Origin of the sequence: Anthropogastromicrobium aceti (assembly GCF_020687335.1) — a bacterium.
Taxonomy (GTDB): Bacteria; Bacillota; Clostridia; order Lachnospirales; family Lachnospiraceae; genus Anthropogastromicrobium; species Anthropogastromicrobium aceti.
This window is the reverse complement of the sequence record NZ_JAJEQN010000025.1, coordinates 14,753-39,458: the sequence shown is the minus strand read 5'-3', so window position 1 is coordinate 39,458 and position 24,706 is coordinate 14,753. Positions and strand designations below refer to the sequence as shown.

Below are 24,706 nucleotides of genomic sequence, written 5' to 3'. Positions count from 1 at the left end.
TTTGTGGTTAAAACTATGCACTCACTCGCTAATCTTATTTCCGGTGTATAACTGATAATATTTGCCTTTTTGTGCAATAAGATCATCATGAGTTCCGCGCTCAATGATGCGTCCCTGCTCTAAGACCATGATGCAGTCGCTGTTCTTAACGGTAGACAGACGGTGCGCGATAACAAATGTTGTTCTTCCGTGCATCAGCTTGTCCATACCATCCTGAACAATTTTCTCAGTTCTTGTATCAATGGAGCTTGTTGCCTCGTCAAGAATTAGTACAGGCGGATCGGCAACAGCTGCACGGGCAATGGCAAGAAGCTGTCTTTCACCCTGACTTAAGTTAGCACCATCTCCTGTGAGCATTGTGTCGTAGCCCTGCGGCAGTCTGCGGATAAAGCCATCTGCATTAGCAAGCTTGGCTGCTGCATGTACCTCTTCTTCTGTCGCATCAAGTTTTCCGTAACGAATATTTTCCATAACAGTTCCAGTAAACAGATGTGTATCCTGAAGAACAATTCCTAGTGAATGACGAAGATCATCCTTTTTGATCTTTCCGATATTTATACCGTCATAGCGGATCTTTCCGCTTTGAATGTCATAGAAACGATTGATCAAATTGGTGATTGTTGTCTTTCCTGCACCTGTTGAACCTACAAATGCAATCTTTTGTCCCGGCTGCGCATATAAGCTTACATCATGAAGTACCATCTTATCATCGTTGTAACCAAAATCCACATGCTCAAATACAACATCGCCTTTAAGCTGTCTATAATCTGTCGTACCTTCTGCCTTGTGATAATGCTTCCAAGCCCATGTGCCCGTTCTCTTATTTGATTCAGTGATTGTGCCATCTGCATTTACAACAGCATCTGTAAGAGTAACATATCCATCATCTACCTCTGGCTTTTCATCAAGCAGACGGAAGATTCTATCACCGCCGGCAAGTGCCATAACGATACTGTTTAACTGATTGCTGATCTGGTTGATTGGCTGCTGGAAGCTCTTATTTAATGTCAAAAAGCTTGCCAGACTTCCCAAAGTAAAGCCACCGATTCCATTGATCGCAACAAGACCACCAACGATTGCAACAACAACGTAGCTTAAGTTTCCAAGCTGTACATTGATTGGTCCTAAGATATTAGCATAACGGTTTGCATTATAGGCACTCGCATACAGATCGTTGTTTAACTGGTCAAAGCGCTCAATACTCTCATCTTCGTGACAGAATACCTTGACAACCTTCTGACCATCCATCATCTCCTCGATAAAGCCGTTTAAGGCACCGATATTTTTTTGCTGTGATACGAAAAACTTTCCGCTCTTAGAAGCAGCTGTCTTACTTGCCCATATAACAAGCATAACCATAACAATAGAAACAAGTGTAAGCGGCACACTTAAGATGATCATGTAAATCAGTACATTTACAATACTGATTAAGCTGTTGATAAACTGCGGAATACTCTGGCTGACCATCTGGCGCAGCGTATCAACATCATTTGTGTACATTGACATGATATCGCCATGCTTATGTGTGTCAAAATATTTAATTGGAAGGGATTCCATATGTTTAAACATATCATTACGGATGTTTCTCATCGTTCCCTGAGTAACATACACCATGATCTTAGTATTGCCAAAAGTAGCTGCAATACCAATTGCATATAAAATACCCATCTTGATAATTGCCTGCAGAAGCTCTGAATAATCTGGGTTAGCCTGACCTAAAAGAGGTGTAATATAACCGTCAATCAAAGTCTTCATAAACATAGTTCCCTGTACATTTGCATATACGCTGACAACAATACAGATAAGTACAAGCAGACAATGAACTGGATAACGCTTCAGCACGTAGGACATGATGCGTTTAAATACCTTTACTGGATTTTCGACCTTCTGCTTTGGTCCGAAATCACGTCTTGGTCCTGGTCCTGGCATTACTGATCACCGCCTTTCTCATCAAAATCACCGCTTCCGCCTGTCTGAGACTCATATACCTCACGGTAAATCTCATTTTTAGCAAGAAGCTCTTCATGTGTTCCAATTCCGTTAATCTTACCATCATCCATCACGATGATACGGTCTGCATTCTGCACACTTGAGATACGCTGTGCAATTATGATCTTTGTCGTATCCGGAATTTCCGTTGCAAATGCCTGACGGATCTTTGCATCAGTTGCCGTATCAACTGCACTTGTGGAGTCATCAAGAATCAGAATCTTTGGCTTTTTAAGAAGTGCTCTTGCAATACAAAGACGCTGCTTTTGTCCGCCTGATACGTTATTTCCGCCCTGCTCAATGTAAGTATTGTAACGCTCTGGGAAACGCTCAATAAATTCATCGGCACAGGCAAGCTTACAGGCACGGATACACTCCTCATCAGAAGCTGTTTTATCACCCCAGCGAAGATTTTCAAAAATGGTTCCTGAAAACAGGACATTTTTCTGAAGAACAACGCTGACCTGATTACGAAGTGCTTCCATATCATATTTTCGCACATCCAGACCGCCAACCTTTACAGAACCTTCCTGCACATCATAAAGGCGGCTGATCAAATTAACAAGACTTGACTTTGCACTTCCCGTTCCGCCGATCAAACCAATTGTCTCACCTGAACGGATAGATAAATTGATATCAGACAAAATCGGCTTTTCGCTTCCTGCATTATATCGGAATGTAACATGATCAAACTCGATGCTGCCATCCTTTACATCTGCAACTGGCTGATCTGGGTTCTTTAAATCCGGCTTTTCGTTTAATACTTCGCAGATACGCTCTGCACTTGCAATACTCATTGTAAGCATAACGAAAACCATAGACAGCATCATTAAGCTCATTAAAATACTCATGCAATAATTTAATAAACTCATCAACTCTCCAGTTGTCAGTGCAACACCGCCTGTTCCGATGATCATTTTTGCGCCAATCCAGCTGATTGCCAGAATACAGCCATATACAGCAAAATTCATAACCGGGGAATTTAATGCAACAACGCCCTCTGCCTTAACAAATATCTTGTAAATATTTTCGCTTGCCTTTACAAACTTATTCTTTTCATAATCCTCACGCACATAAGCCTTTACAACACGAATAGCAGAAACATTCTCCTGAACACTCGCATTTAACGCATCATACTTCGGAAATGCAGCTGTAAAATATTTTCTTGCTCTGTTGACAATAAAAAACAAAGCAATGCCAAGAACAATGATAACGCCTAAGAAAATTGTAGAAATTCTTGCATTTGTAATAAATGCCATTGCAAGTGCACAAATCAGACTGGCCGGTGCTCTCATACACATACGAAGTATCATCTGATATGCATTCTGAATATTAGTTACATCCGTGGTCAGTCTTGTTACGAGACTGGCAGTTGAAAATTTATCAATGTTGGAAAATGAAAAGGTCTGAATATTATCATACATTCCTTTTCTAAGATTACGGGCAAATCCTGCTGATGCTTTTGCACCATACACACCGCCCATGATTCCGGCAAATAAGCCGATTGCTGCGATCACAAGCATGCCTGCACCAACCACACAGATATGCTTCATATCGCCCTTATTGACACCGTCATCAATAATGGAAGCCATCAGATAGGGAATCATCATCTCCATCAAAACTTCCAGAATCATGTAGCACGGTGTCGCAATTGATGCACGCTTAAATTCTTTTACATATGCACCTAGTGTTTTTATCATGGCTACTCTCCTCCTGTTATTTTCTCTACATTTTTACAGATCTTTTCCAATACCTCAAAGCAGATCCTTCTCTCTTCATCTGTAATACCAGCCTCCATCGCATCATGTGCTGAGTCGATTACTGCAATCGTATCAAGGTGAACCTTTTTCCCTAACTCTGTCAGTTCTAACCGCTTAAGCCTTGCATCATGCTCATCGGTAGTCCTTGTCAGATACCCCTTTTTCTCCATCAGCTGCAGGATGTTTGTCACCGTTGAACGGGCAATACCAAAATTTGATTCGATATCCTTTTGGTAGACTGGTTGCTGTGCGTGATACAAAAAGCCCAGAATCCACCCATGCATGTTAGTGATTTCATCAAAACCAGCTGCCGCGAGGCTTGTGTGAATGCCTCTCTCCACGATATGATTGACCCTCTTTAGGCTAAAGCATATCGACTTTTCCTTTTCCATACAGCCTTCCTTTCCCGGAACGCAAAATAGTTCGATTCCGAATTGTTCGATACAGAATTATTATAATACCTGATTTTATTTTGTCAATGACTTTTTTTCGCAAAATGAATCGGCGAAGTTATGTTGAACTTTTTTCATATTTATGGTATTCTTATAGGTAATTGACTTAGATATATTTTACACAGGAGGTTTGCTTATGCAAATACATGAATCTGCCGAAAACTATCTTGAAACAATCCTTATGCTCAGCAAAAAGCTGCCAGTTGTGCGCTCTGTCGATATCGCAAATGAATTGGATTTTAAAAAATCAAGTGTCAGCATCGCAATGAAAAATTTACGAGAGGGCGGAAAGATTACCGTAACTCAAGCCGGTTATATTTATCTTACTGACAGCGGCCGTGCGATTGCCGAAATGATCTATGAGCGCCATGAGTGGCTGACAAATTGGCTTATTAGCCTTGGCGTTGACAGCAGCATTGCTGCTGAGGACGCATGCAAAATGGAGCATGTAATCAGTAAGGAGAGTTTTGAAGCACTGAAAAACCATTTTGGTCAGTTTTGATTATGAAAACACGAATAATTCATACTGACAGGATAAAACAATTTCTTCACGCTTTTCTATTTTGCTTTTTTATTTTCATCACTGCTTGTATGATGAGCGGCTGCGCAAAGTGCCCGCCAATCACATTCTCTTCTGTATTAGATATTCAGGCTGACGAATCAGGTACACGCACGATGTCTGTTACAGCCAATAAAAGGACACTGCAGAAGCTTTTCCACAACAGCAATTTTTCTTTTCAAAGCTTTATCACGGCTAACTGCCCTAAGGGACTTGAATGGAATTATGTGGACACTGCTTCTGCCTATGAGTTGACTTTTGTTCTTTCGTTTAATTCGCTAGATGAATATCAGGAAAAAATTGATGCGCTTACAGGCATTGAACAATTTTCTTCAATTTCACGACCGCAAGTCGGTGTAAAAACTGGCTTTACCTTATCTGAGCCAGATGATGTGATGGCTGTTTTTGCCTGGTTTACTGATGCTCTTAAGGAGCGCACAGGACTTAGTGACTCAAAGCTTTTATCCTACCTGTCTCAGCAGGAAAATGAACTTATCTATAACGGACGAAGCTATAAAAGCCAAAATAATGCACTTGTCTGCAACGCAGAAAAAATTCTTGATGCCAAGCGAATTGATATTTTAACATCACTTTCTCTTGACAAATGGAACCGTACTATCTATATCATCTTTCCTGATGAACTGCGTGACAATGCTTCTAATGTAAAAAGCTATCTTGACGCTATCGTCCCAGATGGAATTGAGGCTGTCTGGAATAATGATACCACATGGCAGCTGACCTTCAGCGCTGAAAGCTTTAAAGAATTATGTGTTCAGACAAGCCAGCTGTTTCAGTCATCAAGCCAATCACTTGCGTCTGAATCGATTATCGCTGAAAACTCTATGAAAATCGTGCACTCTTATGCAGAACCATTTCAGTTTTCCTTCTTTGTTCCCGATTCAGGAACAGCAAGGGCACGCTATTTCTACAGCACCGACACAAATGCAGCACTTGCTGTATACGACAATGATCATACGCTTCAAAAGCTTCCGCTTGCACGCGATGGTTATGATGGCTATGTCTGTCTGTTTGATGATCTTGTGGAAGGGGGATGCACCTATAACTATGATGCCATCTTCCAATATCAGCCGCAGCAGATCACAGTTTCTACACAGATAAAATCTATACAGCTTCTGACGCGCACAATTACTCTCTCACTCGGCGAGGTACCTAAGCTTCATCAAAAGCTTATCACAGATACTGCAAAGCGTGATACTTACAATTTCGGAACTATAACCGCCAAAACTGATGATGAAAATCACCTGACTCTGTTCTTTACACAGACTGGCACACCATCTTATCTCGCAAAGGGATTTGAAGCTTTCTTTGGCGGAAAGGAATCAATTGACTACTGTTCTCATACTATGGCGCTGTTTCAGCCAAAGCATACATATCGCTTCACAGAAAGTATGGACTTTTCCAATTTTCTTGTGCAGCCAGATGCAACATTAATTACTGTTATGGTGCAGCTTCCAAACGGTACTTCCATAATATCTGATTCTCTTGAAAGCAGTCTTACAACAGAAAACAATATCTTAGATAATGTTTACTCTGCCAAGACAACAGATAATGTTCTGTCACTTACCATGACGCTGTCTCAGCCAAATGCTGTCTATTATCTTTGTCTGCTTTCACTTATTATCATTGTAAGTGCGATTCTTTTTTCCATATACAAATGGCTCAGCCACCGCTAAACGCGGTGCTGAGCCTTTCATTTTATCTGTATTAATCAGATTTATTTTGCTGCTGTAAGTGCATCCATTCCAAGCTTTGCACAGCCAAGGATTCCCTGATTGTCATTCAGGCTTGGAAGCACAATGTAGTTTTCGATATCGGAAAGCTCCTCTGTGTCAATGTACTTGTTGACCATACGAAGCGTTTCCTTACGAATCAGATCCATCACATGAGTCTGATGCATAACACCGCCGCCAAGTACAATACGCTCTGGTGAGAGAAGCATGATCATGTCTACAAGACCCTGTGCCACATAGTAAGCCTCTAACTCCCAAACTTCCTTCTTGTCAGACAGCTCATATGCCTTCTTGCCCCAGCGCTCTTCAATTGCCGGACCGCTCGCCATACCCTCTAAGCATCTTCCATGATATGGGCATTTGCCCTTATATGTATCATTTGGATGAGGTGCTACTAAAATATGACCGCCTTCCGGATGTTGCATACCGTGAAGCATCTTTCCATCTACAATAACTCCTGCTCCAATTCCTGTTCCAACTGTGATATAGATGCTGTTCTTTAAGCCCTTTGTGATGCCCCATGTTGCCTCACCAAGCGCTGCTGCATTTACATCTGTATCAAATCCAACAGGAATCTGCAGTGCCTTCTTAAACTCATCAAGTACCGGATACCACTTCCATGCAAGCTTTGGTGTATTGCCGACACAGCCATACTTTGGAGACTGCTCGTTTAAGATAACCGGGCCAAAGAATCCGATTCCAAGTGCTTCAACTTGCTGCTCCTTGAAATATGCAATCATCTTCGGCATTGTAATTTCTGGTGTCTCTGTCGGAATGGATACACGATCCAAAACTTCCCCATTTTCATTGCAGACAGCAAGCACCATCTTTGTGCCGCCGCCCTCTAATGCGCCAATTCTCATTTCTATTCTCCTCTATTTCCCTTGTCTTCTATTTTTTTTATTTTCTTTTTTGAAGGGATCTTTCCTGTTTTATTTTGATTTTGGCTGATTACTTCTTACTTTTCTGTGATATAAGAATAAATCATCATCAAATTCTTGCCCTCTGCCTTCATCTTTCCATAACATGCCGGAACGATAAGGTGAGTGCCCTTCTTTACTGGAGTGCCGTCAAAACTTCCCTCTCCATCCAGAACACTGATATCTACAAATGGCTGATTCCAATCAAACTCTGCTGTTCCATTTACAGTTGCCTTGCATACAGTATAGCACGGGCAGCTTACAAGCTTCTCGGCCTCTGCACCTTCAACGTCAAGCTTTTCATGCTCTGCCACTGCCGGTTCAAATGGTGCCTTAATAACGTCAATACTCTGCTGTACATGAAGTGCTCTCGGCTTTCCATCCTGCAGACGATCATAGTCATATACACGATATGTAATATCACTGTTTTGCTGAGTCTCAAGAATCAAAGTTCCACCCTTAATTGCATGAACACAGCCTGGATTGATCTGGAAGAAATCACCCTTCTTTACAGGAATCTCGCGGATAAATTCTTTCCAGCGCTTGCCGCGGATCATCTCTTCTACTTCCTCGTGATTCTTTGCATTGTGACCGATCACGATAGTGCCGCCTTCCTTTGCATCAAGAATGTACCAGCACTCCATCTTGCCAAGAGAGCCATTCTCGTGCTCTGCTGCGTATGCATCATCTGGATGAACCTGAATGCTAAGATCTGCCTTTGCATCAATAATCTTAATCAAAAGCGGAAAGCGGTCTCCCTGTACATTGCCAAATAATTCTCTGTGATTTTCCCACAGCCAGCTTAATGTCTTTCCCTTATACTCGGTATTCTTAATTGTACAGTCTCCGTGCGGATGAGCACTGATTGCCCAGCACTCTCCTGTATTATCTCCCGGAATGTCATAACCAAAATCATCCTTTAAACGGCTTCCGCCCCAAATCATCTGCTTAAACACAGGCTCAAGTAATAAAAGTTCCATGGTAGTTCCTCCTTATGCGATACAAACAGCACTTGCAGATGCTGTTTCTTCTGTGTAAAGTATATCGAATTTGGGCAGAAGTTACAAGTGATATTTTCGATAGGTTTGGGAAAAGTCCTTCTCCCCTTGACCACACGTGCAAAACAGAGTATAGTTAGGAGCAGCATATTATGAAGGGAATTAAAGACATGGCTAAGCTTGTATTTAACTATGGAGCAATGGGCTCCTCTAAAACCGCTAATGCACTTATGGTTGCATATAATTACGAAGAACGAGGGCAGCACGCTCTGATTTTAAAACCGGCTACTGACACTAGAGATGGCATTCACACCGTTTCTTCAAGAATCGGTCTTTCAAACACATGCCGCCTGATTGACGAATTTCTGGATGAATTTACAAAAAATCCAGACTGTGTATTAAATTACAATGCGATTATCGTTGATGAAGCACAGTTTGCTTCTCCAGAGCAAATTGATTTATTTTCTGATATCGTAGATACCTGGCAGATTCCTGTCTTATGCTATGGACTAAGAGCTGATTTTCAGAATAAATTTTTCCCAGGCAGCCGCCGCTTGATGGAAATTGCTGATGAAATCAAGGAAATCAAAACGATCTGCTGGTGCGGCAAAAAAGCAACCTGCAATGCCCGCTACGATGATCACGGTATTATAAAAGAAGGCGCCCAGGTGGTACTAGGCGCAAATGATAAGTATATTGCTCTGTGCAGAAAGCACTTCAAGGAGGGAAATTTAGGAAAATGATTTATCACCCGGGACAGATTGTGAGCCGCCGTTCCTGTCCCGGTGGTTTCTCCGGTGGTTTTTCTTATTTATAGTACTGTGCCTGCGCATTCCACATCTGACGATACAGTCCGTCTTTACTGATCAGCATCTCGTGGTTTCCCTGCTGCACAATCCTGCCATCGCAAAATACGATGATATCCTTTGAGAATCGGCACGCAGACAAACGGTGCGATATAAACAGAGCTGTTTTATCCTGCACAATCCGATGAAAATCGCTGTAAATCTCGCTCTCGGCAATCGGGTCTAGTGCCGCTGTCGGCTCATCAAGAATAACAAATGGCGCATCCTTATAAATAGCGCGTGACATTGCTGTTTTCTGTGCCTCGCCACCTGAGATTTCCATGCCAGTTTCAGAAAAATCTCTATTCAAAATAGTATTTAAACCGTCTGGCATCTTATTATATAAGCGCATCAGATCCACACGGCGAATGGCATCCATCGCGCGCTCCTCATCTACCTTTTCTCCTGCCGCAATGTTCTCCCCAAATCTGAATGAAAAAATTTTAAAATCCTGAAAGACAACTGCGAACAGCTTGCGATACTGCGCCTCTTCGTACTCCCTGATATCCACTCCATTTAAGAGAATATATCCTTTGGTTGGGTCATAAAGCCTGCATAAAAGCTTAATAAATGTAGTTTTTCCTGAGCCATTCAGCCCTACAAATGCCGTACTTTCTCTGGCACTTATCTTTACATTAACATCACGCAGCACATACTGTTCTGTCCCTGGATAGCGAAAAGATACATCTACAAACTCAACTTCCGGATTTTCCATATCAGTCAAACTAACAGGGCGAGACGCCTTTTTCATCTTATTTTGCAGACCCATGTACTCAAGATACTCATCCATCTGCATTCTGTCATGATGTAGTCTGCTCCATCCTGCAAACAAATCAGTCATTCCCTGAATGAACTGCTGCACAGCACCTGCATAACGCACGATATTTCCGATTGTAATCATCCCACCGTATGCACAGAATGCCACATACAGATAGATGATTCCGCCTACACACGAGGAAAGCATTCCCTGTAAGCCAAAATGACACACATCATTCTTGGCATATTGAAGCGTCATTCGTCTCCAGTTTGCATTCATCTGATCACCGTAATGTTCCATCATCGGCTCCTGATGAAAAATCCGAATGTCCTTTCCTGCCTTTTGGGACAGTACAACTTCATTCATCATATAGCTGTTTAAACGATTCTCATCCTCATGCTCCTTGTGGATTGCCAAACGGCGTTTGCCTTGCTCTAATACAGAGCGACGATTCAGATACAACACAGCAAACAATGCAACTATTGCTATAATTCGAAACAGCGTTTCCTGTGTCCTAGCTGTCTTTGAAAACTGTTTTGCAAAAAATGGACCGATTGTGATAATTGCTGCCACCATACGAACTGCCGCCGTCAATAGAATTTCAAGCTGTGTTAGAAAACGCTCAAACACATCCTTCTCGCGCTTTCGGTACTCATCCTGGCGTGCCCGAAGAGTACGCACGCGCTCATCCCCGATCTGCTCATAATCCATCTGCATTGTTTTTGTCATGATGGGTTCTGTCATTCGATGCTGCATGCCCCACCACATAATATTTTTCTTTTTTGTGACAAGATGACGAAGAATTGCTGTGACAAAACTCGCGCCTGTTCCTGCAAGAACAAACAGTGCCATTTCCTGCATAGAACGTCCAGAATAGAGTGCATCTAGTAGCATTGATGAGAGAAAAATTGCAATAAACGGGAAAATGCCTTCCAACAAGACACCAATCAGAATGATCTTCCATCCCGGATTGTACTCATTTAGAAGGTGAATCATTTGAATATACGTTGCCGCATCCTCGCGAAACTGTGACTTTTTCATCTTCATGCGCACACCTCCTCTACACCATCTTTGTTTACCCGATAATATTTTCCCTGTATCTCAAACAACTGCGCATATCGGCCATTTAAGCAAATCAGCTCATCATGTGTTCCCTGCTCAATGATCGTTCCATTCTCTAACAGCAAAATACGATCACAAAAACGCGTGCTTGCCAGTCGATGTGAAATAAATACTGATGTTCGTCCTTCCACCATCTCCATATATTTCTGATAAATCTGCTGCTCGGCTAATGGGTCTAGTGCTGCTGTCGGCTCATCTAAAAGAAGCATCGGTGCATTTTTATATAGCGCACGCGCCATCCAAAGTTTCTGGTTTTCTCCTCCGGAAAGTGCGATTCCATCATCAAGAATACTAGCACCAAGCGGTGTATCTTCTTTTTGAGGCAAGCTGCTAACTTTTTGCCATAGTCCGGAAAGCGTTAAACATTCACGCACCCGCTCACGGTCAATGTGTGTTCCAACATCGGATGCCACATTCTGGGCAATAGTCATAGGTAGAAGCTTTACATCCTGAAAAACAACTGCAAGCAATGAAAAATATTCCTCTTTACTATATTCTTCCTGTGGTCTTCCATTGATAAAAATCGTACCCTGCGTTGGACGATACAGTCCACAAAGAAGTTTTACAAGCGTTGATTTACCAGCACCATTCAGACCGACAAGTGCGATTCGTTCACCTTGGCGCAGCGTGACATTGATATCCTTTATGGTAGGTTTTGTGCTACCCGGATAGGTAAAGCCTACATGTTCCAGACGAATTTCAACTGCATCGCCTGCTAATTTATGCGCTGCCTTGTCTTTTGTTTCCGATTTTTCATTGATACTGTTGTCTTTTTCAGAAATAGTTCCACGAAAAGCTGATTTTTCCCATGAGTACAGAAACTGACGAAGACGTGAATAGTCAAAGCTTAGCCGTCCCAGTTTTTCTCTGCTGTCAAGAAGTGCACTGCATGCCTCTTGACAGCTTGCCGCAACCGCTGTATACCAAACAAAATCTGAAACTGCCATATTGCCATTTATGATTTTCCAAATAAAATAAAGGTAGATTCCAAAATCACGTATAAAGCAAAAAGCTGCATCGCAAATATTAACTGCAAAATAGCCGTTCTCCCAATGCTTCACGTAGCCGTCAGCTGTTGCCTGTTCTCTATGAAAAATGGCAGTCAGCCACCCAGTCAGATCATACATGCGAATGTCCTTGCCGCCAGTTAAATCACAGGCGCATTCCTCCACATATTTCATCTTTCGGCTTGCCTTATCTGCTTTGGGGCGAAGTTGTCTGTCAAACGCTGCCGCACGCTCCTTTAAACCTAAAATCAATAGTGCAGGTACCCATACAAGAAGTACAGCTACAATGCTTTGTCTTATTAAAATCGCACTGTATAAAACAAGTCCTGCTGTAGCAGTCAAAAAACGCTGCCAGATCATGGAGCCATCACGCAGGACGGAATTATTTCGATACAGCGAGTCAAATACTGCATGTGCATCATCATTAAATTTTTTGCTTTCTAACACATTATAATCTACGTACAGTCTTTTCTTTAGCATACGCAGATTAAAATCATCCTCAAATGGTCCCTGCATACGTTTTATGTAGGCATCAAGTGCGCTTTTTATCATGTTTCCCATTGCCAAAATAAGAATCAATATACCTACCTGCTGCACAAGCTGTTTTAATTCAATATGCTCCTCCAACCCACAAAGCACCTGCTTTGGAAGTCTCGCATTTAAAAGTGGAAGCCCCACGGCAATTATAGAGAGGGCAATCACCGCTGCCGCCATGCGCGGCTCACGCCTAAACTGCTCCTTCCAGTGCCATGCAGCATTAGAAGTGAATGTGTATGTGCCATTCGTTTTCATTTCAATTTTCTCTTTACTCATGTAACTCACCATCCATCCTTACGACTTCCTTTCCCTTTTCTAAGTCCCACAGCATTGCAAGTAAAATCATGCGCTTGAATGGTTTTAAATTCGTGAGGATATAGCAAAGATACTTCTGCGACTCTGACTGAAAAAGCTCATACTGCTCTTTTATAAATGTATCATTCGGATCATTTTCCTTCACTGTGTAAGTATATACACGTATCATCCACATCACTAGTGCATACGCATTTTCCTGTTCTAGCTCTGGAAAATCGCGTTTCGCATCTTTATATCGCTTGATTACTGAATCCAGCTCATCTACTCTTTTTTGATGAGAATTTGTATTAACAATACTATCTTTACGAATATAATAATTATATTTACTTTCAGGCAAGTACACTAATTTTTCTGTTTTTCTAATCAAATCATACATTACACTAATATCCTCGTATATTACTCCAATTGGAAAATATACACCCTGAAATAATTTTCTTTTATATAATTTATTCCACACATAGTTTTGAATTTTCCTATCAAACAGTAATTCTTTAACTGCTTGCTTCTGATTCATTACAATTAAGGATTTATCTTTTGGTTTGGCAATTTTTTCACCCATTTCTATTTCGCTATATGCTACCATGGATATATCAGCATCATATTGACATATCAAATCATATAATAACTCAAAAAAATCCTTTTCTACTGTATCATCACTATCTACAAATCCAATATATTGCCCTGTCACCATATTTAAAGCAAAATTTCTTGCTGCAGCAGCTCCACCATTTTTTTTATGTACCACCTTTACTCTATTGTCTTTTCGAGCGTAAAAATCACAAATATCGCCAGATTTATCAGTTGATCCATCATCCACAAGAATGATCTCCAAATTGGTATAGGTCTGACATAAAATACTTTCAATACATCTTGCAAGATACTTCTCAGTATTATATATCGGAACGATTACGCTAATTCGTTCACATATTATCTCATTTTTACCTTCCATAGCTTTATCTCCTTTTTTCTGTTTTTATATCATAAAAAAGTCCTTTTCGTAAACAGACAAATCACTTCCATTTTTTTTGGAAGTGATTTGTCTGTTTACTTTTTTTGTTTTATATTATAAAATCATTTTCATCACAAACATTTTAACTTCAGGAGGTACTTAACCATGAAAAAAAAATTATTTATCCCACTAATTTGTCTTACTTCCGCATCAATTATTACTTTATCTATTAGTTACGCGGACACAGCTTCTTCAAAGGAAAAAAACTACACCATCGAAGAAACAAGCACTGAATCCGAAACTAAGATTGAGTCAGGTTCCGATGAAAATGTACCATTGAAGCCATTATCTGATATAGCTCCCAACAAACATTAATCGCCTTTCAGATATTTATTTTCTCGCATTTTCAGTAAATTTATTAGCTCTTCTTTTCTATTAAATTCTGCAATACGCTGCGCAGTCCAAAACTTTCTCTGGATTTTTTGATTATTTTGTTCTCTGTCAATTTCATAATAAGCCCACGCTTGGTTATATAACAAATTTTCAATGTGAATTAAATTAAAATCATTTAATTCATATTGAAGATTCACGCTATCAATATAAAGTGCCTTTTTGTAATTCATTATATTTCCTAACAAGCGTGAATATTGTCCCAAAATAATAGCACTAGCAGAAGAATTTGTCTTCAAAAGCATTTGTTTTTTTTGATAAACCGAACTCAATTTTTCAAAAAGTTCTTCCGATTTTTTCAGATTTCCCATATCATGATAAATATCTGCTATATTACTAATAATAATCCCCTCTTCACTTCTAATAAATGGAAGCTCTTCAAGCGAAAGCCATGAAAGTTCAAAAGTATAGGATAATGCTTCGTAATATTTTTTTTCAGCTTCACTCACAGTAATCTTGTTAGCTTCCAATTCATACATAGCCTCTATAAACTGAATCTCCTGCTGTATTTGTGGTTCTTTATAATCTTCTGCCCTTATTTTAGTCTTTAATTGTTCCAATATATTTTTAGCTTTTTTCCATTGACGCATACCAATAGCGTAAATAATATCTTGTCTCATCGATAAAACTTCTATCGAATCCGTTTCAAGCATCGGCATAATCCAATCAAGTTCTCGTCCCATCTTACGGGTCAGGAATTGAAAATTCTCTGTAGATGGTCGATTTTCCCCTTTTTCTATACGAGATAGCTGACGTACATTTAAAAACGAAAAACCTTTTTCATCTATGCATACTTCTTCCTGTGTCTTTTCCTGTGCCATCCGCATTCTTTTTAATACCATTCCAACATCGTAGCTATTTTCTATACTTCCACACTGCCATACTCGCATATACGGAATTTTATTTTCTTCATACAATATCGCAAATGCTTTTTGAAATTTCAGAAACTGCTGCAATTCCTCAGATTTCTCTTTTTCTAACATTATTCCAATACGCACTAACTCCACCAGTAACGGATATACGTACCGCTGACTGCTCTGCTGACGCAATAATTCCAAAGATTCTATTCCAATCTTATATGCAATATCAATTTTCTGCATTCTTTCATACAGCTTTATTCCAATTAAAGCGATCTGCGCACAGATCATTTCTCTCATGCGAGGTTCCCAATTGTGTATCTTAGGATATCTTTGTATTTGATCAAATAATCTAAATGCATCCATCAGTTCATTTTTCTTTAAAAGGGACCAAACAACTAACAACATAGCTTCTAATTCCTCTGGTCCCACATAAAGTGCGGACAAATTTTCTTTCCAATCTTCTTGTACTGTGCAGCAAACAGCATCCTTGCTTAACTTATAAAGTTCCTCTCCACTTTTTTCATTTCGCGAAAGCAGCCATTCAATCTTTAAGCAAAACTGTCTCTCTATGTTAGACATCTTTATATGCGAATTTCTGTATTCTTCTAATAGCTTTTTTGCCTTTTCACAATCTTCACACACAGAAAGACAAATATCTTCTCTACATCTCCAGTCTTTAAGCTCTTTCCTTGATACAACTGTTTCAAAATAATCTGTAACAATTCCTATACGATGCATCAAAAATTTCCAGTTTTCTCTTGAAAGCACACTTTTTCCTTTTTCAATATCCAAAAATGCTCGCCGGCTTATTACTCCCGATACGATTTTTTCCGTGCGAATCTTTTTTTCTTTTCTGTATGCTGTAAATATGCGAAAAAAACTAACACCAGACTGATGCAAAATTGCATTTTCAGATAACGGTATTTTTGTCAGATTCCCTTGTATGTCCATACTCATTCAAAACCTTTCTTTTTTGTAAGCTATACTGACTTACCCCAGTGGCAAGCCACTGGGGTAAGTCAGTTCGAGTACATCGCATCATTTTTAGAAAGAAGATATACACAATACTGGTTCATGCTGATTCCCTCTCTCTGAGAATGTTCTGCCAGTGATCGGTGCAGACTTCGTGGAATCCTCAATTTGAACTGCCCGGAATAATCTTCCAGACTGTCCGGCTCATGAATCTGTACACCTTCTTCCAATGCTGCTTCTAACCACGCTTTTTTTGCATCCAGTGCGTTTTTCACCGCACTTTCCACAGTCTCTCCACAGGTAATACAGCCAGGCAAATCCGGATAAGAAACCACAAATCCACCTTCATCTTTGTCTTCTACAATTTCCATGCGATAGGACATTGCCATGTAATCATTCAGCGTTTTCATCATTCTTCGCCTCGCTTTCTACAATCTGCCTTACCATTTCCACATATACTTTCTTAATCGGTTCGTGCTTCGGTATAGTAATCGGCATACAGCCCTGCTTTCTGAATGTATAATGACTACTTCCGCTTCTCGGAGCATTCATTTCATACCCACAGCTTTCCAATACTTTCCGCAGTTCATCAAACCGGAGGTCTTTCGATAAATTGCATATACGTGTTATCAGTTTATCCCATTTTGACATCTGTTATACCTCCTACTTATAGTATATGTGGTATCATATATGGTGTCAATCATTTTCTTTAACAATTGATAGTTTATTTTTAAAGGCCGTCGTTCCTGTCCCGGTGGTTTTTAAGAAATAACTGCTTTAAGTGTCCGTCTCGTGAAATCCATTCACCTTCGGGCTTGTCCGCAATATTGACTTATCATGAACTGTAACATATTTACATCAAAGCACTTCTCCCCTTGACCACACATGCAAAACAGAGTATAGTTAGGAGCAGCATATTATGAAGGGAATTAAAGACATGGCTAAAAATCAAGACGATCTGCTGGTGCGGCAAAAAAGCGAACTGCAATGCCCGCTATGACGATCACGGTATTATAAAAGAAGGCGCCCAGGTGATACTAGGCGCCAATGATAAGTATATTGCTCTATGCAGAAAGCACTTCAAGGAGGGAAATTTAGGAAAATGATCTACCATCAGGCAAAGGATCCAGACTCGTATCAAACCATTTTCTACAAACAGATTGGTCTAAAGCGCCAGTCTGCTTCTTTGCCTGAAAATGATTGGGCAAACGATCAGATTGGCTCTATCTATACCTATGGTCGCATGGATTCCATTCAGTTTGGAATCGGTGATTACACAATCCCAGAGGATTTTTTTGTTGAATTTCAATACGATACCGAATATCTGCATGCCGGTATCATCTACGAGGGCATCACCTACTCTCTCGTTGAAAATCGTATGGAAAAATCCGCGATACCATCGCCGTTTCTCGCGATTGAGCAGGCGAGCGGCGGTATCAACTGTTGGAAGCATGGTCAACATTTTAAAGGAGTCGAAATTTCGATTGAGATGAACTATTTAAAAAAGAAGATTCTTCCATATTTAGGCGCATCTGATGATTCACTCGATTTTCTAGTTAAAAATGTCCGCCACATCCATCTTCCAAAGGAACTGATTGATCTGATTATGCAGGTTCAAAGCTTACTAGAATCACATTCTATGACACCAGAGCTGTTGCTCGCCCTGGGCACTGCCTTTACTGCCCTTTTGATTCGTCAAGCGAATCGTCAATTTTTCTTTTCCGGTGCCGATTTGATGTCGGAACGCATTTTTGTCGGAAACAGACCCATTCGAATCCGCCCTGATGAGTATAAAAAAATCATTGCTGCCCACGATCTGCTTCGTGATCACGCTGATTCCTTTGTCACGATCTATGCACTCAGCCAGACACTTGGCCTTGGTGAGCAAAAGCTAAAAGCTGGCTTTCAGGAACTTTATCAGCAAACCATCTGGGACTATGCCAATCAGGTTCGCATGACAAAGGCTGCCGCTTTATTAAAGAACACCGATAAGACAGTTGACGAGATTGCTAGACTGACTGGCTATCAAAGTCCGGCTGCCTTTCGCACTATGTTTAAAAAATGGAGCCAAACTACCCCTCGGAAGTTTCGCTCCTATTTTTCAGGCACAGATTGATTCTGTCTTGATGGATGCTTCAATCTGCTCTTTTTCTGTTTTCTCTTCAACTGTATCTTTCTTCGCTGAAGTATTTTCTTGTCTATGATGACGACCTTCCGGCACAATAAGTGGTGTGCCTGATACCGGATCTTCAATAATCTGACAATCCAGACCATAAATTTGTTTCATTAACTCTCTTGAAATCACCTCTGATGGACTGCCCTGTGCAATTAGCTTTCCCTTGCTCATTGCAAAGATGTGATCGGCATAGCGAGCCGAAAGATTGATATCATGAAGAACCATCAAAATTGTCGTGCCTCGTTTCTTATTCAATTCCATTAAAAGATCTAATATTTCAACCTGATAAGCAATATCAAGATATGTGGTTGGTTCATCAAGCAGCAAAATATCAGTCTGCTGCGCGAGTGCAAGTGCAATCCACACACGCTGACGCTGTCCGCCGGAAAGTTCATCTACACAAGCGTCTGCAAGCTCAGTAATGCCCATCATCTCAAGTGCCTCTTCTACAGCTGCAAAATCTTCTTTTTGCAGACCGCCCAAAAGTTTTCGATATGGAAAGCGTCCTCTTGCGACAAGATCAGTCACTTTAATCCCTTCCGGCACAACAGGTGACTGCGGAAGAAGTCCTAGCGTCTGCGCCATCTGCTTTGACGGCATTGAAAAAATGCTTTTTCCATCCAAAAGAATGCTTCCCTGCTCTGGCTTTAGCAGTTTTGCAAATGTCTTTAACAGAGTTGATTTACCACATCCATTTGCGCCAAGAATTACGCTAATTTTATTTTGTGGAATCGTAATATTGACATCTGAAACAATTGTCTTTCCGTCATAGCCTGCTGACAAGTCCTGTGTCATCAGTTCTAGTTTCTTATTCTCCATAAGTGCCTGCCTTTTCTTAATTCTTAATGTTTCACTAGATACGGTCTATCGCAATTAATCGTTACACATGCTCACTCTTCTTATTCATTCGAAGAAGTAAAAAGATCAAATACGGTGCACCCAAAATTCCTGTTACAACACCAACCGGATAGCGTGATGGAAGTGCAAACTGACCGATTAAATCCGATGCCAACACCAAAACACTTCCGACAAGTGCAGACGAAAGCATATTGGTTCTTCCGCCACCGCACAGACGTGATGCAATCGGTCCTGCCAAAAAGGCAACCGATGCGATTGGTCCTGTCACTGAGGTAGCAAACGCAACCAATAGAAGGGATAGTAAAATCAGTATAAGACGAATCCTTTTTGACTTTACACCGAGCGTAATTGCGTGGCTTTCTCCCATCTGAAGCATTGTTAATTGCCGATTCAACAGAAGGATTCCACAGCCTGCCACGCCGACAACAATTGCAAGCGGCAAAACTTCAGAAAGCTTCACTCCATTTAAACTTCCAGAAAGCCAGCGAAGTGCATTCGCCACATCATACTCGGATGCCTTTAATAAGAGCCATGAAATAATCGCATTTAAAAATGCCTGCATACCAATTCCAGTTAAGATCAGCCTCGCGTTGGAAAATCCGCCTCCCTGAGACAAAACATAAATCAGGCACGAGACAAAAAGACCTGAGACTACAGCAAGAAGTGATACGATGCCAGTTGGAAGCTTCAAGACAAGAATGCCAAATACAGCAGCAACACTTGCTCCCGATGTCACACCGATGATATCAGGGCTTGCAAGCGGATTTCCCAAAAGCTGCTGAAACGTGTTTCCGGCCATACCAAACGCAAAGCCTGCCAAAATTGCAGTGAGCATTCTTGGAAGGCGAAGCGTCTTCACCGTGAAGACTGCACTACCCTCCACTTCCTTTAAGGCATCCCATACCTCACTTGGCGTATAAATTGTATTTCCGTAAAGCATCATAACTGCTGCTAGCACGAGCGCGATTGCCAAAAGTACAAGCGAAACCACGATGCTTTTTCTCTGTCGTCTGTGATATCCTGCCTCTACATTAGAGATTCCATCAAAAGACACATTTTTAGATGTTTGCAATGTCGTTTCTTTCACAGTGACTTTACCTTTGCCTTTCTGATGATGAGAATAAATACCGGTGCACCGATCAGTGCTGTGACAATACCTGATTCCAATTCGCCAGGACTTCCCAAAATTCGTCCCATTGTATCTGCAAATAGAAGTAAGGCTGCGCCACCAACTGCAGACAGCGGAAGAATCTTTTTCATATCTGGACCAATTACCAGACGAAACAGATGCGGAACCATCAGACCCACAAAGCTGATCGGTCCGGCAAGTGCTGTCGTTGATGCACACAAAAGTACGCCTGCAAGAGAAGCAAATGCTCTTGTAAGCGGCACGTTCAAGCCAAGTCCAGTTGCCGCCTCATCCCCAAGTGCCAATGTGTTTAGCGGAGCTGCCATGCAAATGCTGACGACAAATCCAATCACAAAATATGGAGCAAGCAAGCGGATATCTGTCCAACTTGCTCCGCCAATATTTCCTGTCTGCCAAAAGCGAAACTGATCCATTACCTGATTGTTTGGAAGCATGACTGTGTTGACAAGAGATTGGAGTGCCGTTCCTGCTGCCGCACCGGCAAGTGCCAATTTAATTGGTGTTGCACCATTTCCACCAATTGATGCCAAGCCATATACGAGTACTGCTGTCGCAGCTGCTCCGGCAAATGCCAGCCAAATATACTGACTGCCCTTACTAATATGAAAAAAAGCGATTCCGCATACAACAAAAAGGGAAGCCCCCGTATTGACTCCTAAAATACTTGGATCCGCAATCGGATTTCTTGTCACTGCCTGCATCAGTGCGCCTGATACGCTAAGCGATGCTCCTGCTAAAATGCCAAACACAGTTCTTGGGATTCTCGCCTGCACAACATTATTTTCAAATGTCTCCTCGCCCAAATGAAAAAGACTTCGAATAACAGTTGGAAAGCCCACGGATTTTGATCCGCAGGCTATCGATGCCAGTACACAAAACAGCAAAAGCATGATAGAAGCAGCTGCTGTTAATAGGAACCGTCTGTCTCTCATTTGATATTCTCCGCTGCATCAGAAAGTAACTGAAGATACTCGTCAATCTCATACGGGATCGAAAGAATGGACGGAGTGCAAGCGCCTGCAAGTGCAGAGGTACTGTCAACCAATGCAACTGCACCGTTTTTGATTGCCGGAATCTGACTCATTAACTTATCCTCCTGTAAAGACTTCAACAGATCCTCATCTCCGTAAACAACCATAAGCTGAATATCATCAAGCTGATCCGCATTCTCACGACTCACTGTGATATTAAAATCATCCGTCTCGCCAGCAAGCTTCTGTACACTCTCTGGAAGTGTAAAACCAAGATCTAACAGATATGCTGCTCTCGGATCGGCCGGAAGATATACATAAAATGTGCTGAAATCATCTGCACTGATCCAACAAAATGCAGTTGGGATTCCTTCAAGCTGTGGATATTCCTCAAGCTTTTCTGCAATCAGCTCCTCCACTTCCTTTACCTTCTTCTCGCCCTCTGACTTCATGCCCATACCCTCGGCATTCTCGATGGTCTGCTCTCTCCAGCTTGTCTGCCAAGCCTTCTCCTTATACGGAATAACTGGTGCGATCTGGCTTAACGTATCATAGTCTTCCTGAGTCATACCTGAATATGCTGCCAAAATGACATCTGGATTGCAATCACTGATCTGCTCTAAATCCAGTCCATCCACATCATCAAAAACAACCGGCTTCTCTACGCCAAGATCTGCAAATGCCTCATCGGTCCACAGATGCAAATTGTTATCAGTTACCAGTCCATAGTTTGCTGCAGAAACACCAACCGGTGCAACACCAAGTGCAAGTGGGGTATCCTGATTTTCCCAACCGATTGTTGCAATACGCTCTGGCTTGCTCTCAATTACTGTCTCGCCAAATGCATGCTCAATGGTAATTGGGTAGGTGACCTCCTCACTGGTCTCCTCCTCAGATTCTACCTCGGTCGCTTCCTCACTGCTTGCCTCCTCGGTTGCTTCTTTCGCGCTCTTTGCATAGGAAACGCCTGCCTGCGCAAACAAACTCATACCGGAAACTGCTGTACAAAGTGTGCCAAGAAAAAGTGCTTTTTTGATTCTCATAATTTCCTCCATATGTCAAACTTTAATTAGTGTTTTCTAACTTTCGGTAGGAGTATAGCACGAGATCAAAAATCCGTCAATGATGACACCCTAAAAAAAAGCTTTTCACCTGATTCAGTCGTTTTGTGACTACTTCATCAACAACTTCTTATAGGTTCCATCAATTAAAAAAGCCCCTAGCGGTGCAGTGATCAAGATTGATAGCACAGCCACTGTCAAAACAATATTTCCACAGGAAAGTCCCATCGCAAGCGGCATGCCGCCTATAGCTGCCTGCACAGTTGCCTTTGGCATATAAGCGAACATACAGAAAATACGCTCTTTTTTATTAAGATTTGTTCCTAACATACAGCACCACACACCAGCCATTCGGAATATTAGAACACCTAAGATTAGAACAACAGCGGCAATACCTGCAGATGCAGCATAATGAAGATCAACAGTTGCTCCGACAAGAACAAACAGCATGATCTCTGCCATGACCCACAGCTTATTAAACTTTGATGACAGACGTACTGCTACAACAGCACGCTTTCTTTTTAATGCGATTCCCATACCCATGACAGCTAACAATCCAGAAAATGGAATCACCTCGCCAAAACGATCCTCTGCTGTTACAAGCAAGAATGAAATACTAAGCAAAATCATTACCTTTGCCGTATCGCGGATATGAATTTTCTCGAAATAAACAGCAAGTAAGTATCCTACAAGAAAGCCTGACGCCGCGCCAAATATAACAGAAAATGGAATCTTTATAAAGCTTGCCGCCGATGCGCCTGTTCCAAGTGCTACCCCGGTAAATGCTGAGAACAATACAATGACAAACACATCATCAACCGATGCTCCAGCTAGAATCAGCTGCGGAATAGACTTTTTCGTGCCCCATCCTTCTTCTGTCAGCTTAATCATGCGCGGTACAATGACAGCTGGTGACACAGCTCCCACGACAGCACCCATGATTGCAGCGTCCAGACGTGATACACCAAGAAGAATCGGTGCCAGAATAATCATTCCTGTCACCTCAAAGCAAGCTGGAACAAAACACATCAAAATGGCTGGGCGCCCTGCTTTTTTCAAATCCTCCAGATTTAAAGATAGTCCTGCCCTAAGCAAGATGATGATCAATGCAATCCGACGCAGCTGTGATGAAATATCAAGAATAGATGAATCCAGCCAGCCCAGTCCATATGGACCCAGAATCATACCTGTGGCAATCATACCTACCAGTCCAGGCAGCTTTACTTTTTTGCACAGCCACCCGAGTGCCATTCCGAGCAGCAGCATTAATGCGATACTTTGTAACATCTTTTTTCTCCTTTTTCTTGCATAAGTTTTGACCGTTCAAGGGACGCACATCAATTCATCAAATCTTCATGCAAGCATGAGATTTATCTGAATTCAACGTGACGCTTGAACTGTTGAACAAAAAAGGCTGACAATCCCTGCGAAATTCGCAGAAGTCATCAGCCTTAACCAGCGGTTTGTGATACAAGGAATGTATCAATGGGAGAACTTCATTCCCAAAACATATTTATTATACTGTGTTGCCTTCGGTCTGTCAAAGGGATTTTTGTTTTGTTAAGCGAACTACGGTTCACAGGACGTGTGAACTGTTGTAGCAATGTTGTCTCTTGCATTTTTAATGTGCTCTGCCGTAAGCTTTTCTGCAAGCTCCCCATCATGCTTTGTGATCGCCTCTAATATCGCGCGATGCTCAGAAACAGATTCCTCGGCACGTCCCGTCACACAGACAGAGACGGCACGAGCACGCCTGATATAGTTATGAAAGCTTGTCAGCACATTTTGGAGCGGACGGCTCTTTGATGCAGCGAAGATAATTCGATGAAACTCACCGTCTAACTCGCCCATTTCTTTTGCACTGTCTTGTTTTTTTAAATAATATTCCTGAAGTGCCATACACTGCTCAAGCTCTTCGAGTTCTTCATCTGTGATCTTTTCGGCGCAAAGACGTGCAGCCAATCCCTCAGTTCTAATACGAATCTCGTAAATGTCCTCTACATCCTGCTCTGAAATGCCAACTACGACTGCCCCTTTATTTGGGATGTTTTTGACAAGTCCCTCAAGCTCAAGCTGCATCAGAGCTTCCCGCACAGGAGTACGGCTCACACCCAGACTCTTTGAAAGCCTCAGCTCATTTAAGCTATCTCCTTCCTTGTAGCTTCCGTTTAAAATCGCATCCTCCAGCGTATTAAATACTTGAATGCGAAGCGGATCTCCACTCTGCTGCATACCCTTTTGTCTCCT

At 41.6% G+C, this 24,706-nt stretch carries 23 protein-coding genes and 1 riboswitch; of the genes, 6 read left to right on the top strand and 17 right to left on the bottom strand.

From position 1 onward, the window contains the following. Positions 1–21 precede the first annotated feature (21 nt). From LKD48_RS10325 to LKD48_RS10315, 3 genes are read right to left on the bottom strand one after another with little or no spacing between them, the layout of a single operon-like run. Complete coding sequence (locus tag LKD48_RS10325) at positions 22–1,929, bottom strand: ABC transporter ATP-binding protein (RefSeq protein WP_308731979.1); 1,908 nt, start codon at positions 1,927–1,929, stop codon at positions 22–24. Continuing rightward, a complete protein-coding gene (locus tag LKD48_RS10320) occupies positions 1,929–3,689 on the bottom strand; it encodes an ABC transporter ATP-binding protein (RefSeq protein ID WP_308731978.1) in 1,761 nt (586 codons plus the stop codon). Before LKD48_RS10320 ends, LKD48_RS10325 begins: the two co-directional genes overlap by 1 nt. A 2-nt stretch (positions 3,690–3,691) precedes the next feature. Then, entirely contained in the window at positions 3,692–4,141 is a 450-nt protein-coding gene (locus LKD48_RS10315; protein WP_308731977.1) for a MarR family winged helix-turn-helix transcriptional regulator, read from the bottom strand. A gap of 196 nt (positions 4,142–4,337) precedes the next feature. On the opposite strand from LKD48_RS10315, the gene LKD48_RS10310 reads away from it, so the two are divergent. After that, on the top strand, positions 4,338–4,703 hold the full coding sequence (locus LKD48_RS10310) for a metal-dependent transcriptional regulator (RefSeq protein WP_308731976.1): 366 nt from the start codon (positions 4,338–4,340) through the stop codon (positions 4,701–4,703). A 2-nt stretch (positions 4,704–4,705) separates the two neighbouring features. Next, positions 4,706–6,454: a hypothetical protein gene (locus LKD48_RS10305; protein WP_308731975.1), complete on the top strand. Its 1,749-nt coding sequence runs from the start codon at positions 4,706–4,708 to the stop codon at positions 6,452–6,454. Between the two features lie 41 nt (positions 6,455–6,495). On the opposite strand, the gene LKD48_RS10300 is transcribed toward LKD48_RS10305, so the two are convergent. Together LKD48_RS10300 and LKD48_RS10295 are read right to left on the bottom strand one after the other, a co-directional pair. Beyond that, on the bottom strand, positions 6,496–7,374 hold the full coding sequence (locus LKD48_RS10300) for an ROK family protein (protein WP_066558101.1): 879 nt from the start codon (positions 7,372–7,374) through the stop codon (positions 6,496–6,498). 95 nt (positions 7,375–7,469) lie between these two features. Beyond that, positions 7,470–8,411 (bottom strand): type I phosphomannose isomerase catalytic subunit, encoded by a 942-nt coding sequence (locus tag LKD48_RS10295; protein ID WP_308731974.1) that lies wholly within the window; start codon positions 8,409–8,411, stop codon positions 7,470–7,472. A gap of 188 nt (positions 8,412–8,599) precedes the next feature. Here LKD48_RS10295 and LKD48_RS10290 point away from each other — a divergent pair, with 188 nt between their 5' ends. Continuing rightward, positions 8,600–9,172, top strand: a complete 573-nt coding sequence (locus LKD48_RS10290; protein WP_227100657.1) for a thymidine kinase — start codon at positions 8,600–8,602, stop codon at positions 9,170–9,172. 64 nt (positions 9,173–9,236) lie between these two features. Here LKD48_RS10290 and LKD48_RS10285 read toward each other — a convergent pair whose 3' ends face one another. From LKD48_RS10285 to LKD48_RS10275, 3 genes are read right to left on the bottom strand one after another with little or no spacing between them, the layout of a single operon-like run. Continuing rightward, positions 9,237–11,078, bottom strand: coding sequence for an ABC transporter ATP-binding protein (locus LKD48_RS10285; protein ID WP_308731973.1), 1,842 nt, complete (start codon positions 11,076–11,078; stop codon positions 9,237–9,239). Next, on the bottom strand, positions 11,075–12,973 hold the full coding sequence (locus tag LKD48_RS10280) for an ABC transporter ATP-binding protein (protein ID WP_308731972.1): 1,899 nt from the start codon (positions 12,971–12,973) through the stop codon (positions 11,075–11,077). The genes LKD48_RS10285 and LKD48_RS10280 overlap by 4 nt, the downstream gene beginning before the upstream one ends. Next, entirely contained in the window at positions 12,966–13,961 is a 996-nt protein-coding gene (locus tag LKD48_RS10275) for a glycosyltransferase (RefSeq protein WP_118612271.1), read from the bottom strand. The genes LKD48_RS10280 and LKD48_RS10275 overlap by 8 nt, the downstream gene beginning before the upstream one ends. A 165-nt stretch (positions 13,962–14,126) precedes the next feature. On the opposite strand from LKD48_RS10275, the gene LKD48_RS10270 reads away from it, so the two are divergent. Further along, positions 14,127–14,336, top strand: coding sequence for a hypothetical protein (locus LKD48_RS10270; RefSeq protein WP_308731971.1), 210 nt, complete (start codon positions 14,127–14,129; stop codon positions 14,334–14,336). Here LKD48_RS10270 and LKD48_RS10265 read toward each other — a convergent pair. The 3 genes from LKD48_RS10265 to LKD48_RS10255 all read right to left on the bottom strand — a co-directional run bounded on the left by LKD48_RS10265 (position 14,333) and on the right by LKD48_RS10255 (position 16,894). Then, on the bottom strand, positions 14,333–16,228 hold the full coding sequence (locus LKD48_RS10265; RefSeq protein WP_308731970.1) for a helix-turn-helix domain-containing protein: 1,896 nt from the start codon (positions 16,226–16,228) through the stop codon (positions 14,333–14,335). The genes LKD48_RS10270 and LKD48_RS10265 overlap by 4 nt on opposite strands. 62 nt (positions 16,229–16,290) lie before the next feature. Further along, on the bottom strand, positions 16,291–16,653 hold the full coding sequence (locus LKD48_RS10260) for a type II toxin-antitoxin system HicB family antitoxin (RefSeq protein WP_308731987.1): 363 nt from the start codon (positions 16,651–16,653) through the stop codon (positions 16,291–16,293). Continuing rightward, entirely contained in the window at positions 16,637–16,894 is a 258-nt protein-coding gene (locus tag LKD48_RS10255; protein ID WP_118612274.1) for a type II toxin-antitoxin system HicA family toxin, read from the bottom strand. The genes LKD48_RS10260 and LKD48_RS10255 overlap by 17 nt, the downstream gene beginning before the upstream one ends. Before the next feature lie 296 nt (positions 16,895–17,190). Here LKD48_RS10255 and LKD48_RS16545 point away from each other — a divergent pair, with 296 nt between their 5' ends. After that, positions 17,191–17,349, top strand: a complete 159-nt coding sequence (locus LKD48_RS16545; RefSeq protein WP_334303537.1) for a thymidine kinase — start codon at positions 17,191–17,193, stop codon at positions 17,347–17,349. Then, complete coding sequence (locus LKD48_RS10245) at positions 17,346–18,359, top strand: helix-turn-helix domain-containing protein (protein WP_308731969.1); 1,014 nt, start codon at positions 17,346–17,348, stop codon at positions 18,357–18,359. The genes LKD48_RS16545 and LKD48_RS10245 overlap by 4 nt, the downstream gene beginning before the upstream one ends. Here LKD48_RS10245 and LKD48_RS10240 read toward each other — a convergent pair. The 6 genes from LKD48_RS10240 to LKD48_RS10215 all read right to left on the bottom strand — a co-directional run bounded on the left by LKD48_RS10240 (position 18,345) and on the right by LKD48_RS10215 (position 24,691). Beyond that, positions 18,345–19,238, bottom strand: coding sequence for an ABC transporter ATP-binding protein (locus LKD48_RS10240; RefSeq protein ID WP_308731968.1), 894 nt, complete (start codon positions 19,236–19,238; stop codon positions 18,345–18,347). The genes LKD48_RS10245 and LKD48_RS10240 overlap by 15 nt on opposite strands. A 61-nt stretch (positions 19,239–19,299) precedes the next feature. Beyond that, a complete protein-coding gene (locus tag LKD48_RS10235; protein WP_308731967.1) occupies positions 19,300–20,364 on the bottom strand; it encodes a FecCD family ABC transporter permease in 1,065 nt (354 codons plus the stop codon). After that, positions 20,361–21,359 carry a FecCD family ABC transporter permease gene (locus tag LKD48_RS10230; RefSeq protein WP_308731966.1) on the bottom strand — a complete coding sequence of 333 codons (999 nt, stop codon included), beginning with the start codon at positions 21,357–21,359 and terminating at the stop codon, positions 20,361–20,363. The genes LKD48_RS10235 and LKD48_RS10230 overlap by 4 nt, the downstream gene beginning before the upstream one ends. Continuing rightward, positions 21,356–22,441 (bottom strand): iron-siderophore ABC transporter substrate-binding protein, encoded by a 1,086-nt coding sequence (locus tag LKD48_RS10225; protein WP_308731965.1) that lies wholly within the window; start codon positions 22,439–22,441, stop codon positions 21,356–21,358. The genes LKD48_RS10230 and LKD48_RS10225 overlap by 4 nt, the downstream gene beginning before the upstream one ends. A 129-nt stretch (positions 22,442–22,570) precedes the next feature. Next, positions 22,571–23,746, bottom strand: coding sequence for a cation:proton antiporter (locus LKD48_RS10220; RefSeq protein WP_308731964.1), 1,176 nt, complete (start codon positions 23,744–23,746; stop codon positions 22,571–22,573). A 142-nt stretch (positions 23,747–23,888) separates the two neighbouring features. Further along, positions 23,889–23,972, bottom strand: a riboswitch (Fluoride riboswitch). Between the two features lie 56 nt (positions 23,973–24,028). Next, complete coding sequence (locus LKD48_RS10215) at positions 24,029–24,691, bottom strand: GntR family transcriptional regulator (RefSeq protein WP_308731963.1); 663 nt, start codon at positions 24,689–24,691, stop codon at positions 24,029–24,031. Positions 24,692–24,706: the final 15 nt, after the last annotated feature.

Excerpts from the sequence above, each read along its gene's own strand:
- LKD48_RS10325 (WP_308731979.1), bottom strand. The coding sequence starts at position 1,929 with ATGCCAGGACCAGGACCAAGACGTGATTTCGGACCAAAGCAGAAGGTC.
- LKD48_RS10320 (WP_308731978.1), bottom strand. The coding sequence starts at position 3,689 with ATGATAAAAACACTAGGTGCATATGTAAAAGAATTTAAGCGTGCATCA.
- LKD48_RS10315 (WP_308731977.1), bottom strand. The coding sequence starts at position 4,141 with ATGGAAAAGGAAAAGTCGATATGCTTTAGCCTAAAGAGGGTCAATCAT.
- LKD48_RS10310 (WP_308731976.1), top strand. The coding sequence starts at position 4,338 with ATGCAAATACATGAATCTGCCGAAAACTATCTTGAAACAATCCTTATG.
- LKD48_RS10305 (WP_308731975.1), top strand. The coding sequence starts at position 4,706 with ATGAAAACACGAATAATTCATACTGACAGGATAAAACAATTTCTTCAC.
- LKD48_RS10300 (WP_066558101.1), bottom strand. The coding sequence starts at position 7,374 with ATGAGAATTGGCGCATTAGAGGGCGGCGGCACAAAGATGGTGCTTGCT.
- LKD48_RS10295 (WP_308731974.1), bottom strand. The coding sequence starts at position 8,411 with ATGGAACTTTTATTACTTGAGCCTGTGTTTAAGCAGATGATTTGGGGC.
- LKD48_RS10290 (WP_227100657.1), top strand. The coding sequence starts at position 8,600 with ATGGCTAAGCTTGTATTTAACTATGGAGCAATGGGCTCCTCTAAAACC.
- LKD48_RS10285 (WP_308731973.1), bottom strand. The coding sequence starts at position 11,078 with ATGAAGATGAAAAAGTCACAGTTTCGCGAGGATGCGGCAACGTATATT.
- LKD48_RS10280 (WP_308731972.1), bottom strand. The coding sequence starts at position 12,973 with ATGAGTAAAGAGAAAATTGAAATGAAAACGAATGGCACATACACATTC.
- LKD48_RS10275 (WP_118612271.1), bottom strand. The coding sequence starts at position 13,961 with ATGGAAGGTAAAAATGAGATAATATGTGAACGAATTAGCGTAATCGTT.
- LKD48_RS10270 (WP_308731971.1), top strand. The coding sequence starts at position 14,127 with ATGAAAAAAAAATTATTTATCCCACTAATTTGTCTTACTTCCGCATCA.
- LKD48_RS10265 (WP_308731970.1), bottom strand. The coding sequence starts at position 16,228 with ATGAGTATGGACATACAAGGGAATCTGACAAAAATACCGTTATCTGAA.
- LKD48_RS10260 (WP_308731987.1), bottom strand. The coding sequence starts at position 16,653 with ATGAAAACGCTGAATGATTACATGGCAATGTCCTATCGCATGGAAATT.
- LKD48_RS10255 (WP_118612274.1), bottom strand. The coding sequence starts at position 16,894 with ATGTCAAAATGGGATAAACTGATAACACGTATATGCAATTTATCGAAA.
- LKD48_RS10245 (WP_308731969.1), top strand. The coding sequence starts at position 17,346 with ATGATCTACCATCAGGCAAAGGATCCAGACTCGTATCAAACCATTTTC.
- LKD48_RS10240 (WP_308731968.1), bottom strand. The coding sequence starts at position 19,238 with ATGGAGAATAAGAAACTAGAACTGATGACACAGGACTTGTCAGCAGGC.
- LKD48_RS10230 (WP_308731966.1), bottom strand. The coding sequence starts at position 21,359 with ATGAGAGACAGACGGTTCCTATTAACAGCAGCTGCTTCTATCATGCTT.
- LKD48_RS10225 (WP_308731965.1), bottom strand. The coding sequence starts at position 22,441 with ATGAGAATCAAAAAAGCACTTTTTCTTGGCACACTTTGTACAGCAGTT.
- LKD48_RS10220 (WP_308731964.1), bottom strand. The coding sequence starts at position 23,746 with ATGTTACAAAGTATCGCATTAATGCTGCTGCTCGGAATGGCACTCGGG.
- LKD48_RS10215 (WP_308731963.1), bottom strand. The coding sequence starts at position 24,691 with ATGCAGCAGAGTGGAGATCCGCTTCGCATTCAAGTATTTAATACGCTG.